General features: G+C 39.4%; 12 protein-coding genes. 9 read left to right on the forward strand and 3 right to left on the reverse strand.

What is annotated here, in order from left to right:
• Positions 1-65: 65 nt before the first annotated feature.
• Positions 66-992, reverse strand: coding sequence for a cysteine synthase A (gene cysK / locus NMM19_RS06420; protein WP_178895614.1), 927 nt, complete (start codon positions 990-992; stop codon positions 66-68).
• A gap of 155 nt (positions 993-1147) precedes the next feature.
• Entirely contained in the window at positions 1148-1783 is a 636-nt protein-coding gene (locus NMM19_RS06425; protein ID WP_178895613.1) for a YigZ family protein, read from the reverse strand.
• 55 nt (positions 1784-1838) lie between these two features.
• On the opposite strand from NMM19_RS06425, the gene NMM19_RS06430 reads away from it, so the two are divergent.
• The 9 genes from NMM19_RS06430 (at position 1839) to polA (ending at position 12577) form a co-directional block, all read left to right on the forward strand.
• On the forward strand, positions 1839-3137 hold the full coding sequence (locus NMM19_RS06430; RefSeq protein ID WP_178895612.1) for a DEAD/DEAH box helicase: 1299 nt from the start codon (positions 1839-1841) through the stop codon (positions 3135-3137).
• On the forward strand, positions 3134-3796 hold the full coding sequence (locus tag NMM19_RS06435) for a ComF family protein (protein WP_178895611.1): 663 nt from the start codon (positions 3134-3136) through the stop codon (positions 3794-3796). The genes NMM19_RS06430 and NMM19_RS06435 overlap by 4 nt, the downstream gene beginning before the upstream one ends.
• Before the next feature lie 79 nt (positions 3797-3875).
• Positions 3876-4424 carry a ribosome-associated translation inhibitor RaiA gene (raiA, locus tag NMM19_RS06440; protein WP_178895610.1) on the forward strand — a complete coding sequence of 183 codons (549 nt, stop codon included), beginning with the start codon at positions 3876-3878 and terminating at the stop codon, positions 4422-4424.
• A 152-nt stretch (positions 4425-4576) separates the two neighbouring features.
• Positions 4577-6550, forward strand: a complete 1974-nt coding sequence (locus NMM19_RS06445; protein WP_178895609.1) for a DHH family phosphoesterase — start codon at positions 4577-4579, stop codon at positions 6548-6550.
• Positions 6547-6999 (forward strand): 50S ribosomal protein L9, encoded by a 453-nt coding sequence (gene rplI, locus NMM19_RS06450; RefSeq protein ID WP_178895608.1) that lies wholly within the window; start codon positions 6547-6549, stop codon positions 6997-6999. The genes NMM19_RS06445 and rplI overlap by 4 nt, the downstream gene beginning before the upstream one ends.
• A 42-nt stretch (positions 7000-7041) precedes the next feature.
• Positions 7042-8400, forward strand: coding sequence for a replicative DNA helicase (gene dnaB, locus NMM19_RS06455; protein ID WP_178895607.1), 1359 nt, complete (start codon positions 7042-7044; stop codon positions 8398-8400).
• Positions 8397-8663 (forward strand): Veg family protein, encoded by a 267-nt coding sequence (locus tag NMM19_RS06460; protein WP_006154753.1) that lies wholly within the window; start codon positions 8397-8399, stop codon positions 8661-8663. Before dnaB ends, NMM19_RS06460 begins: the two co-directional genes overlap by 4 nt.
• A gap of 94 nt (positions 8664-8757) precedes the next feature.
• Positions 8758-9879, forward strand: coding sequence for an SH3 domain-containing protein (locus tag NMM19_RS06465; protein WP_178895606.1), 1122 nt, complete (start codon positions 8758-8760; stop codon positions 9877-9879).
• 64 nt (positions 9880-9943) lie between these two features.
• The gene (gene polA / locus NMM19_RS06470; RefSeq protein ID WP_178895605.1) at positions 9944-12577 is read left to right on the forward strand and encodes a DNA polymerase I; all 2634 of its coding nucleotides are present in this window, start codon (positions 9944-9946) and stop codon (positions 12575-12577) included.
• A gap of 104 nt (positions 12578-12681) precedes the next feature.
• On the opposite strand, the gene NMM19_RS06475 is transcribed toward polA, so the two are convergent.
• The gene (locus NMM19_RS06475) at positions 12682-14130 is read right to left on the reverse strand and encodes an APC family permease (protein ID WP_178895604.1); all 1449 of its coding nucleotides are present in this window, start codon (positions 14128-14130) and stop codon (positions 12682-12684) included.
• Positions 14131-14290 lie beyond the last annotated feature (160 nt).

The following is a 14290-nucleotide window of genomic DNA, read 5'->3' on the forward strand; positions in this document are numbered from 1 at the left end:
TGCTTCCTTTTTCTTTTATAAAAAATTAAAAAGCCCTTTAACAAGGGCTTTGTGTATTTAGGAGACTAGACTTCAAACTCATAGAGTGCTGTAGATAGGTAACGTTCTCCGTTATCTGGTGCAAGCGCAAGGATTTTTTTACCTGCCCCAAGTTTTTTAGCAACTTCGATTGCTGCATAGATAGATGCGGCAGAAGAAATACCTACCAAGAAACCTTCTTTTCCACCGATTTCACGACCAAGTGCAAGAGCATTGTCTGATGTTACGCGAACGATACCATCGTAAGCTTTCGTGTCAAGTGTTTCTGGGATGAATCCAGCAGAGATACCTTGAATCTTATGAGGTCCAGGTTTTTCGCCTGATAAGATAGCTGATTCGTCTGCCTCAACTGCAAAAACTTGAATGTTTGAATTCGCAGCTTTAAGAGCATGAGAAACACCTGAAATAGTTCCTCCAGTACCAACACCGGCAACAAAGGCATCTAAACCGTCAGCTCCGAAATCAGCTAGAATTTCAGCTCCTGTTGTTCTTTCGTGAACTTCTGGGTTAGCTTGGTTGATAAATTGCAAAGGTAGGAAACCATCACGTTCAGCAGCGATTTCTTCAGCTTTAGCAATAGCGCCTTTCATACCTTCACTTCCTGGAGTTAGAACGAGTTCAGCACCATATGCTTGGATGATTTTACGACGTTCCACACTCATTGTCTCAGGCATAACGATGACAACTTTGTAGCCTTTAGCAGCACCAACCCATGAAAGACCGATACCAGTGTTTCCGCTTGTTGCTTCTACAATAGTAGAACCAGGTTTAAGTTTACCTTCTTGTTCAGCTTTTTCAATCATGCTTAGAGCAATGCGGTCTTTAACGGATGACCCTGGGTTAAATGCTTCTAGTTTTACGTAAACATCTGCTGCACCCTCAGGTACGATGTTGTTCAATTTAACAATCGGTGTTCTACCGACAAGTTCAGTGATATTGTTATAAATCGCCATATTAGCACCTCTATATATAAGATGCTACTAGTATAACGCTAACTTTGACTTTTGTAAAATATAGAAATCCTATCGAGGCGATAGGATTTTTTTATAACAATCAGAAAAAATAGTCAGTGTAAATCTAAAAATTAAGGGGGGATATAAAAAATAATTTACACAAGGTTTACAGGAACTTCAACTTCTCGTAAACCTTGATCTGTTAGGATAACTTTCCCATTAAAAAATTCTATGAGGGCAGCTTTGGTATCCTCTTTATCTTCTTTATTGACAAAGATAATTGTGTCAACTTGATCTGTAAAGTTGGTTTCGAGTTCCATAAGATTATGTTCTTTAAGAAAATTCCCATACTCTTGATATTGTGCATAGCTCATTTGAATTTGAATCCCTGCTTGTTCTTTAATTTCAACAATTCCAATTTCTTTGACAGCTAAGGCAACACTACCTGCATAAGCGCGAATGAGCCCCCCAGCCCCTAGCTTAATACCACCAAAATAACGGGTAACAACTACACAGACGTTGGTTAAATTGTGATTTTCCAAAACTCCTAGCATAGGTGCACCAGCAGTTCCACTTGGCTCCCCATCATCACTGGTTCGTTTGATTTCACTACGTTCACCTATGATAAAAGCAGAGCAGTTATGGGTCGCTTTATAGTGCTCTTTTTTTATAGCAGTAATGAAAGCACGGGCTTCTTCCTCGCTATAGACACGCTTTGAATGGCAAATAAAGCGAGATTTTTTGATTTCTTCTTGGACTTGTCCGTCCTCTTTTATCGTTCTAAATTCCATAATTTTATTGTACTAAAAAATAACCTAAAGTTCTAGATTTTACGAATAAAGAAGTATGAAAATAAATCCAAATTATCTTGGTCGACTTTTTACAGAACAAGAATTAAGCTCAGAAGAACAACAGTTGGCGGAGAAGCTACCAAGCATGAGAAAAGAGAAGGGGAAACTCTTCTGTCAACGATGTGATAGTATGATTCAAGATGAATGGTCTCTACCTATTAATGCTCATTACTGCCGAGAATGCTTGTTGATGAAGCGAGTTAGGAGTGATCAAGGATTATATTATTTCCCTCAGGAAAAATTTCCAAAACAAGATGTTCTTAAATGGAAGGGACAATTGACTCCATTTCAAGAGAAAGTATCAGAGGGATTACTTCAAGCGGTAGAAAGTCAGCAGCCAACTTTAGTTCATGCAGTGACTGGCGCTGGGAAGACAGAGATGATTTATCAAGTTGTTGCGAAAGTTATTAATGATGGTGGCGCAGTTTGTCTAGCCAGTCCCCGTATAGATGTTTGTTTGGAATTGTATAAGCGATTGCAGAATGATTTTACTTGTGAGATAGCCTTGCTGCATGGAGAGTCCAAACCATATTTTCGGACACCTCTGGTTGTTGCGACGACTCATCAATTATTAAAGTTTTATCATGCTTTTGATTTGCTAATAGTAGATGAAGTAGATGCTTTTCCATATGTTGATAACAGGATGCTTTACAAAGCTGTAAAGAATTGTGTAAAGGATGATGGACTAAGAATTTTCCTCACCGCTACTTCTACAGACGAGTTGGATAAGAAGGTTCGACTAGGGGAACTAAAACGACTAAGCCTACCAAGGCGGTTCCATGGGAATCCTTTAATTATTCCAAAACCCGTCTGGCTATCTGATCTGGATAAATGTTTGGATAAGTTTCGCCTACCATTAAAGTTAAAAAGATATGTTGAAAACCAGAGAAGAACTGGCTACCCCTTACTAATATTTGCATCAGAAATTACAAAGGGAGAGAAGTTGAAGGAAATCTTGCAGCTAGAGTTTCCGAATGAGAAAATTGGTTTCGTATCCTCAGTTACTGAAGATAGATTAGAGCAAGTTCAAGCTTTTAGGGATAGGGAAATGACCATATTGATAAGCACAACAATATTGGAGCGCGGAGTTACCTTCCCTTCTGTTGATGTCTGTGTCGTAGAAGCAAACCATCGTCTTTTTACAAAATCAAGTCTCATTCAAATTGGAGGACGTGTAGGTCGTAGCATGGATAGGCCAACAGGAGATTTAATTTTCTTTCATAATGGATTAAACCGTTCGATTAAGAATGCTATAAAGGAAATCAAGCTGATGAACAAGGAGGCAGGCTTATGATTTGTTTACTTTGTGGACAACATTTGAAGAAAAATCTAACCTTTGGAGAGCTTCTTTTTTTGAAAAAGGAGGAGAGCTCACTTTGTTTAGCTTGTTACTCAAGTTTTGAAATGATTGGGGAAGAACATTGCCCAAATTGTTATAAAAAAGGGGTGTCAACATCGTGTCAAGATTGTCAACTTTGGTGTAAAGAAGGGTTTGCAGTAAGTCATGAAGCGATTTTTACTTATAATCAAGCAATGAAAGACTTTTTTAATCGTTACAAATTTGATGGCGATTATATTCTCCGAAAAGCTTTTGCAATGATTTTAAATGAGAATTTAAAAAAATACAAGGATTACCATTTTATTTTAATACCGTTAAGCCCTGAGAGGTATGCAAAAAGAGGTTTTAATCAGGTTGCAGGCCTAATAGAGGCTGCAGGACTTTCCCATCAGGACGCATTAGGGAAAAGAGAAGAAAAAGCAAGTTCTTCTAAAAATCGTTCAGAGCGTTTGGCCACGGAACTTCCATTTTTTATTAAAGAAGACAGTAGGGTTCCAAAGAAAATTCTATTGATTGATGATATTTATACGACGGGAGCGACTGTTAACCGTGTCAAGAGTATGCTAGAAAATGCAGGAGCAGAAGAGGTTAGAACATTTTCCCTCGTAAGATGAGGAAAAAGATTGCAATAATTTTTTGAAAGCGTTATAATAAATATAGAAAAACAAATATGTTTAGAAAGAAGGTACTTATATGATTAAATATAGTATCCGTGGTGAAAACCTAGAAGTAACAGAAGCAATTCGTGATTATGTAGTTTCTAAACTCGAAAAGATCGAAAAATACTTCCAAGCAGATCAAGAACTAGATGCACGTGTAAATTTGAAAGTGTATCGTGAAAAGACTGCTAAGGTAGAAGTAACAATTCCACTTGGATCTATTACTCTTCGTGCAGAAGATGTTTCTCAAGATATGTATGGATCTATTGATTTGGTGACAGATAAGATTGAACGTCAAATCCGTAAAAACAAAACTAAAATTGAACGTAAGAACAGAAATAAAGTTTCTACTAGCCAATTATTTACAGATGCTTTGGTTGAAGAGACAGATGGGGCTCAAGCTAAAGTTGTTCGTTCAAAACAAATTGATTTAAAACCAATGGACCTTGAAGAAGCACTTCTTCAGATGGACTTATTGGGGCATGATTTCTTCATCTATATCGATGTTGAAGATGAAACAACAAATGTCATTTATCGACGCGAAGATGGAGATATTGGTCTTCTTGAAGTGAAAGAATCATAATACTTAATATGCTTAGATTAAAAAGGTGGTTTACACTAGTGTAAACCACCTTTTGTATTCATGATTACTACATTTGAGCACAAGTGCTATTCCTTCTTTAAAGGTCGCTTTTTCAGTGCAAATATGGTATAATATTGCGCAAGAGGTTTGTAATGAAAAAAAATGAAATGAATCCCTTTTTTATATACTTATTTGTTGGGATTGACTTTATAATCATGACTGTATTGGTTATTTTTCTTCAAAATAACCTAGTCACAATAGCATGCTTATTTTTGTTAATGGTGGCATTTCTTCTGCTATTTTATTTTCAGAAGAAATCTTATCAAAAAACAGAAATTGAACAAATCCAGTACGTAAACCATCAGGCGGAAGATAGTTTAAGTTCACTCTTAGAACAGATGCCGGTTGGAGTTGTCAAACTAAACATGGAAAGTAGTGAGATTGAGTGGTTCAATCCCTACGCAGAGTTAATGCTGACAACGGAAGATGGAGAAATTGACCTTCCTCAAGTTCAAGAAATTATAAAAACATCCATATCTTCTCCTGGAATTTATGCCAATGTGGGAGAAAAACGTTATGCGGTACATCTAGATAGAAATTCTGGTGTGCTCTACTTTTTTGATGTTTCTGGAGAGTACGAAGCCACTGTAGAGTTGGTTACGAGTCGCCCTGTTATCGGTGTTATTTCGGTAGATAACTATGATGATTTAGAGAATGAAACATCTGAATCAGACATCAGCCATATTAATAGTTTTGTTGCGAATTATGTCGCAGAGTTTACTGGAAAACATAAGATGTTCTCTCGCAGAGTGACTATGGATCGTTTCTACTTGTTTACGGACTATACGGTATTGGAGCAATTGATGCAGGATAAATTTTCTGTAATTGATACCTTCCGTGAAGAAGCTAAGCAGAGAGATTTAGCCTTAACCATGAGTATGGGCTTGTCATACGGTGATGGCGATCATGAGGGTATTGGTAAAGTTGCTTTATCAAATCTCAACCTTGCAGAAGTTCGAGGTGGGGACCAAGTTGTCGTAAAAGAGAATGACGAAACGAAAAATCCAATTTATTTTGGTGGTGGTTCTGCAGCTTCTATTAAGCGAACAAGAACACGTACAAGAGCAATGATGACGGCAATCTCTGAAAAGTTGAGAAGTGTCGACCATGTATTCGTAGTTGGTCATAAAAACTTAGACATGGATGCTTTAGGCTCTGCTGTTGGTATGCAGTTGTTCTCTAGTAACGTCTTGGATGAAAGTTATGTGGTCTATGATGCAGAACAAATGTCTCCGGACATCCATCGTGCCATTCAATTTTTAGAGAATGAGGGAGTGACAAAACTCATCCCTCTAACTCAAGCTATGGAAATGGTCACTAATCGTTCCTTGTTAGTGATGGTGGACCACTCTAAGACCGCTTTAACCTTGTCAAAAGAGTTTTATGACTTATTCACGCAAACGATTGTTATCGACCACCATAGACGAGATCAGGATTTCCCGGAAAATGCTGTTATCACCTATATCGAGAGTGGAGCAAGTAGCGCGAGCGAGCTTGTAACAGAGTTGATTCAATTCCAAAACTCTAAGAAAGCACGCTTAAGTCGTATTCAAGCTAGTGTTCTCATGGGCGGTATGATGCTGGATACTAAGAATTTCACCTCTCGTGTAACTAGCCGTACCTTTGACGTTGCAAGTTATCTAAGAACACGTGGAAGTGATAGTATTGTTATCCAGGAACTTGCAGCTACTGATTTCGAAGAGTATCGATTGGTTAATGAGCTAATCTTACAAGGACAGGCTGTACAACCTTCAATTCTTGTCGCTCAAGCCAAGGATACTAAGGAGTATGATACGGTAGTGATTAGTAAAGCAGCTGATACTATGTTAGCCATGTCAGGTATTGAGGCTAGCTTTGTCATTGCAAAAAACAGCCAAGGGGATATTTCCATCTCTGCACGAAGTCGAAGTAAGATCAATGTGCAACGGATTATGGAAGAATTGGGAGGTGGAGGCCACTTCAACCTGGCAGCTGCCCGACTGACAGATATGACTCTGCAAGAAGCAGGTGATAAACTAAAAACCGTTATTTCTAATGAAATTAGAGAAAAGGAGACAGAAGAATGAAAGTAATCTTTTTAGCAGATGTAAAAGGCAAAGGAAAAAAAGGCGAAATCAAGGAAGTGCCAACAGGTTATGCGCAAAACTTTTTGATTAAGAAAAACCTTGCTAAAGAAGCGACTTCTCAAGCAATTGGTGAGTTGCGTGGCAAGCAAAAATCTGAAGAAAAAGCACATGCTCAACTTCTTGCAGAAGCACAAGAAATCAAGGCGAAACTTGAAGCAGAAGAAACAATCGTTGAGTTTGTTGAAAAAGTTGGTCCAGATGGAAGAACTTTTGGTTCAATTACTAGCAAGAAAATTGCGGAAGAACTCCAAAAACAATTTGGAATTAAAATTGATAAACGTCATATTCAAGTTCAATCTCCAATTCGAGCAGTTGGCTTGATTGATGTTCCGGTAAAAATTTATCAGGATGTGACTAGCGTCATCAATCTTCATGTAAAAGAAGGCTAATCTAGATTTGAGTAATTATGTTGTAAAAGGAAGGGAAATCTGATGGCAGAAGTAGAGGAACTACGAGTTCAGCCCCAGGATATCTTGGCAGAACAATCTGTATTGGGAGCTATATTTATCGATGAGAGTAAACTCGTGTTTGTTCGAGAATATATAGACTCTCGAGACTTCTTTAAGTATGCTCACCGTTTGATTTTTCAGGCCATGGTTGACTTGTCAGATCGTGGCGAAGCCATTGATGCAACGACTGTTCGCACGATCTTAGATGATCAAGGTGATTTGCAAAATATTGGTGGTTTGTCCTACCTTGTTGAGATTATCAACTCTGTACCAACCTCTGCAAACGCTGAATACTATGCAAAGATTGTAGCAGAGAAGGCTATGCTTCGTCGCCTGATTGCTAAGTTGACAGAATCTGTTAATCAAGCTTATGAAGCGTCTAGTCCTGTGGATGAAATTATTGCTCAGGCAGAAAAGGGCTTGATTGATGTTAGCGAAAATACCAATCGTAGTGGGTTTAGAAATATTCGTGATATCCTAAACCTAAACTTTGGAAATTTGGAAACTCGCTCACAACAAACATCTGATATTACAGGAATTGCTACTGGTTATCAAGATTTGGATCATATGACTACAGGTTTACACGAGGAAGAGTTGATTATTATAGCAGCTCGTCCTGCTGTTGGTAAGACGGCCTTTGCATTGAATATTGCTCAAAACATTGGAACTAAGCTAGACAAGACTGTTGCAATTTTCTCTCTCGAGATGGGTGCAGAGAGTCTGGTCGACCGTATGTTGGCTGCCGAAGGGCTAGTAGAGTCTCACTCTATTCGTACTGGACAACTTACTGAGGAAGAATGGCGCAAATATACGATTGCTCAAGGGAATCTTGCTAAAGCAAGCATCTATATCGATGACACACCCGGAATCCGGATTACTGAAATTCGGTCACGCGCCAGAAAATTGTCTCAGGAAACAGGCAATCTTGGATTAATCTTGATTGACTACCTGCAGCTAATCACAGGAACAGGCAGAGAAAACCGTCAACAAGAGGTGTCAGAGATTTCACGTCAGTTGAAGATTTTGGCCAAGGAATTGAAGGTTCCCGTTATCGCGCTGAGTCAGTTGTCGCGTAGTGTTGAACAACGTCAAGATAAAAGACCGGTATTATCAGATATTCGTGAGTCTGGATCTATCGAGCAGGATGCGGATATTGTAGCCTTTCTTTATCGTGACGACTATTATGAGCGTGGTGGCGAAGAAGAGGAAGGTCTTCCTAATAACAAAGTAGAAGTTATTATCGAGAAAAACCGTAGCGGTGCACGTGGAACGGTAGAATTGATTTTCCAAAAAGAGTATAACAAGTTTTCAAGCATTTCGAAGAGAGAGGAACAAAGATGACAGATGCATTTACAGATGTAGCCAAGATGAAAAAAATCAAAGAGGAAATCAAGGCACATGAAGGACAAGTCGTGGAAATGACCTTAGAAAATGGTCGTAAACGCCAAAAGAATCGCTTAGGAAGACTCATTGAAGTTTATCCATCGCTCTTTATCGTTGAATTTGGAAATGTTGAAGGGGACAAACAGGCCAATGTCTATGTTGAATCCTTCACCTATTCAGATATTTTAACGGAAAAGAATTTGATTCACTATTTGGATTAAGGTTGAAAGTGGGAGTTTTCTCACTTTTTTCTTTTTCTTTCGAATGATATAAATGAGGTCAACCTCAAAAATTTATCTATTCGAAGGAGAATGAATGGCATTTAGTAAAAAGAGAACTTTGCTTAAAAGAACGACTGTGGGTACAGCTTCACTATTGTTAGCAGGAGCTTTTCTGTTTGGTGGTGGAACTGTTCATGCCAACCAGGCAAACAATGGATCGTTGGCACGTGGAGATGATTATCCTTATTATTATAAAAATGGAAGTCAAAATATTGATAAATGGCGTCTATACTCCAGACAGTGTACATCTTTTGCTGCTTTTCGATTAAGTAGTGTAAATGGATTCGAACTACCAGCTGCTTATGGGCATGCGAAAGAATGGGGCTATCGAGCTCAAAAAGAAGGATATCGTGTGGATCAGAGACCAGCGATTGGGGCAATTGCTTGGAGCACGAGGGGAACTCATGGTCACGTAGCTTGGGTTTCTAACGTGATTGGAGATATGGTTGAAATCGAGGAGTACAATTACGATTATACAGAAACGTATCATCGTAGGACGGTTAAAGCAAGTACTATGACTGGGTTCATTCATTTTAAAGATGTGGGGAATGCTAGTGTAGGAAATAATCAATCTGTACTAGCTTCTAGTGGAACTCACTACTTTACAGAAAAAGCAGCTATTATGAATCAGCCATCATTGACATCTACTATTATCGATTACTATGAACCTGGAATGAGTGTTCATTATGATCAGACTCTTGAAAAGGATGGCTATAGATGGATTAGTTATATTTCACGAAGTGGGAACAGACGTTATATCCCCTTAATTAAAACGGAAACCTCGAAGAATGGATGGGAAAAACAGGGAACAATCTGGTACTACTATGAACATGGCAAAGTCGCACTTGGATGGAAAAAGATAAACGGAAGTTGGTATTATTTCCAAACAAATGGTGCCATGAGAACAGGATGGTTAAAAGACGGTTCTAAGTGGTACTACTTGAAATCATCTGGGGAAATGCAGACAGGATGGTTGAAGGATAAGGGCATTTGGTATTATCTCGAAAGCTCAGGTGCAATGAAGGCTAGTCAGTGGTTCCAGGTTTCAGGGAAATATTATTACGTGAACGCATCTGGAGAATTGGCAGTAGATACGATTATAGATGGATTCCAAGTTGATAGCAATGGTGCGCGAGTTGAAAAAACATCCCAATAAGCCTTCTCCTTTAATATAACTCTTAGCAATGGTATTTTTCCCTGCTTTCCTATATAATGGGTGTATGGACAAGAAAAAATTATTATTGATTGATGGTTCTTCGGTTGCTTTCCGAGCATTCTTTGCACTTTATCAGCAACTGGATCGTTTTAAAAATGACAATGGACTACATACCAATGCAATCTATGGATTTCATCTGATGCTAAATCACCTATTGGAACGTGTCCAACCGAGTCATATCCTGGTTGCTTTTGATGCAGGAAAGACAACTTTCCGTACAGAGATGTATGCTGATTATAAGGGTGGCCGTGCTAAGACTCCGGATGAGTTTCGTGAGCAATTTCCCTTTATTCGTGAGTTGCTAGACCATCTTGGGATTCGTCATTATGAGTTGGCCCAGTATGAAGCAGATGATATCATTGGTACCTTGGGACGCTTGGCTGAAAAGGAATCTTTTGATGTAACGATCGTCAGTGGAGACAAGGACTTGATTCAGTTGACAGATGAACATACAGTGGTTGAGATTTCTAAGAAAGGTGTAGCTGAATTTGAGGCGTTTACACCAGAATATCTCATGGAAAAGATGGGCATCACACCAGCTCAGTTCATTGATCTTAAAGCCCTCATGGGAGATAAGTCAGATAATATCCCTGGTGTAACTAAGATTGGTGAAAAGACTGGGATCAAGCTCTTGTTAGAACATGGCTCGCTTGAAGGTATTTATGAAAATATTGACAGCATGAAGGCTTCAAAGATGAAGGAAAATCTTGTCAATGACAAGGAACAAGCCTTTCTGTCTAAAACACTAGCTACCATCGACACGAAAGCGCCAATCGAGATAGGTCTGGATGATTTGGTCTATAGTGGGCCAAATGTGGAAAACCTTGGGAAATTCTACGATGAGATGGGCTTTAAGCAGCTCAAGCAAGCCTTGAATGCTTCTCAGACTAACCAAGCTGAGACTTTGAATTTCACTATGGTGGATAAAGTAAGTCAAGATATGCTGAGTGAAGACTCTATCTTCCACTTTGAACTTTTTGGAGAAAACTATCATATAGATGATTTAGTTGGCTTTGCCTGGTCTTGTGGAGACAAACTTTACGCTACAGATAAGCTAGAACTTCTGCAGGATCCGATTCTTAAGGATTTTCTAGAAAAAACACCTCTGAAAGTGTATGACTTTAAGAAGGCTAAAGTTCTCTTAAATCGCTTTGGTTTGAATTTACAGGCTCCTGCTTTTGACAGCCGTTTGGCTAAGTATCTTCTCTCAACAGTAGAGAATAATGAAATTTCAACCATTGCTAGTCTATACGGTAAGACATATTTACCTGATGATGAAACCTTCTACGGCAAGGGTGTCAAGAAAGCTATCCCTGAGCGAGAGAAATTCTTGGAACACTTAGCTCGTAAGGTTGCTGTTTTAGTTGAAACTGAACCTGTTTTACTTGACAAGTTAAGTGAAAACGGTCAATTAGACCTCCTCTATGAGATGGAGCAACCTCTGGCCCTTGTTCTAGCTAAGATGGAAATCGCTGGGATCAAGGTCAAAAAAGAAACCTTGCTTGAGATGCAAGCTGAAAATGAGCTCGTCATCGAAAAGTTGACGCAAGAGATTTATGAATTGGCTGGTGAGGAATTTAATATCAACTCGCCTAAACAGCTTGGCGAATTGCTTTTTGAAAAGCTAGGTCTCCCTCTCGAATACACGAAGAAAACTAAGACCGGTTACTCGACAGCAGTAGATGTCTTGGAACGTCTAGCTCCTATTGCCCCAATCGTTAAGAAAATTCTCGATTACCGTCAGATTGCTAAGATTCAATCCACTTATGTAATCGGTCTACAGGACTGGATTTTAGCGGATGGCAAGATTCACACGCGCTATGTACAGGATTTGACTCAGACCGGTCGTCTGTCTAGTGTGGATCCAAACTTGCAAAATATCCCTGTTCGATTGGAACAAGGTCGTCTTATTCGTAAGGCTTTTGTGCCAGAGTGGGAGGATAGTGTCCTTCTCAGCTCGGACTACTCACAGATTGAATTGCGCGTTTTGGCGCATATCTCTAAGGATGAACACTTAATTAAGGCCTTCCAAGAAGGAGCGGATATTCATACCTCGACAGCCATGCGTGTCTTTGGGATTGAACGTCCTGAGGATGTGACTCCGAATGACCGTCGCAATGCCAAGGCTGTCAACTTTGGAGTGGTTTACGGAATTTCAGACTTTGGTTTATCCAATAACCTAGGTATCAGCCGTAAAGAGGCGAAGGCCTATATCGATACCTACTTTGAACGCTTCCCAGGTATTAAAAACTACATGGATGAAGTGGTGCGTGAAGCGCGTGATAAGGGTTATGTAGAGACTCTTTTCAAACGTCGTCGTGAGTTGCCAGATATCAATTCGCGTAACTTTAACATTCGTGGTTTTGCGGAACGTACAGCTATCAACTCACCTATCCAAGGTTCGGCTGCAGATATTCTCAAAATCGCTATGATTCAGTTAGATAAAGCCTTGGTAGCAGGTGGTTATCAGACTAAGATGCTGTTACAAGTACACGATGAAATTGTACTTGAGGTGCCTAAGTCAGAATTGATAGTTATTAAAAATCTTGTCAAACAAACTATGGAAGAAGCCATTCAACTCAGTGTGCCACTGATTGCTGACGAAAATGAAGGTGTAACTTGGTACGAAGCTAAGTAGAAAATAGATTATCAAACAAAAAAATCCCCTTGAACAATATGGTTCAAAGGGGATTTTTCTTTCAGGAAAAGACAAAAGCGAAACTATCTAGCTAATAGTAGAATTTATTTGCTTTGTTTCTTTTGTTCTTTTTTGGCAAGTACTGGTAGAATAACACCCAAACCAATCAGAATAATTGGTGTTAAGATATTTGTAAGTAGAGAGAATTGCCAAGCAGTTGGATTCTCAGCATAGTTAATTTTTGGAACCATACCTAGGATACAAGCAAAGGCTGTAAAGAGGAAGCACCAAGTACCGATAATAAAGCCAAGTTTAGGATTTTTCACAAACTTGTATTCGGCATTTTTGTATGTCTTCCAGGCGCGATTGAGCATCATGTAGGCAAGGAATACCCAGAGGTAACGCATCGGCATCACGATAGAATTGAGGTTGGTCATCCATTTTACAAGTCCGTCAATTTCCTGGATACCAAAAATTGGGAGGATGATGATGAGACTAACGAGGACGCCTGTAAGGAGATAACCATTAATGAGGACGCCTTTTTCAGTACGTTTACGAAGCCAACTTGGGATGTAGTTTTCATCAGCGTTATTGAGAAGGATTTGCAGTGGTGCATCAATAGAGAAGGCAAGTGCCGCAATTTGTCCGACCATGTTTGTAAGAGCATAGATTACGACAAAGAGGTTTCCAACGCCCCAAGAATTTCCTAGCATTTGGAAGGCTTGATAAGCACCATTACGCATGAGGTCTTCAGGGATATTATTGCCATCAAATAGCATTCCCATGGCAACTGAACCAAGGATAGCAGAGAGACCTACCATGATGGCCATGACAATCATACCTTTTGGAAATTCTTTTGCAGGGTTGCGGGTTTGATTCACGTAAGGGGAAATTTTTTCACAACCACCAACTGCAAATACTAGCAGTGAAATCGTTGTAAAATAAGAAAAATCAAAGTTTGGAATGTAGGTGCTCAGCTGATCCATGTGTGGTGTCGCAAACTGAATATCAGGCTTGATGAAAGGCAGACCGACAGCCAAAAGCACAAAGAATAGAGACATAATCAACATAGCACTTCCCGCCAAGCTACCGATAACTTTTAGAGTTGCCAATCCCTTTGTAGAAAGGTAGAGGAAAAGTCCAAAGATTAGTAAGCTGAGAATAACAATCCAGTGGAAGTCAATTTGTTTTAGAAATTGACCGTTGCCTTGCAAGGCCCATCCAAGCGGAATCAGGATTCCTTGAGGTTTTTGTGCGAGGTAAGGGATATGCACAACCCAGTAGGTCCAAGCGGCAAAGTAGGCGAGACGTTTGGTTGATGTTTTTTCAACCCAGTCACTAACACCGCTTCCGCTTTCCTTAAAGGTAGAACCTAGTTGTCCGACAATGAGGGAATAAGGGATGAAGTAGAGTGCGAGGATTAAAACCCAAGATACGACGACTGAAATTCCCTGTTGAGAATAGTTGTTGACGACGTTTCCTAGCCCCCAAACCATGTTGAAAGCGATCAGAGAAACCATCAGCCAATTAAGTTGGTGTTGATCTTTTTTCATAATGTCTCCTTTTCTGATAATTTCAGTTTATCATGTTTTTTTGAAAGCGCCTAATAAAATTTGAAATTTACTATAAAAAATGTAAAGGCTCGCTAAAATATAGGAGGAAGCCCTTGTTGATTGAGAAAGAGTTATCCACAAGTTGTGGATAACTCGATAC

This window comes from Streptococcus sp. CF8_St5-17 (genome assembly GCF_024295665.1).
Taxonomy (GTDB): domain Bacteria; phylum Bacillota; class Bacilli; order Lactobacillales; family Streptococcaceae; genus Streptococcus.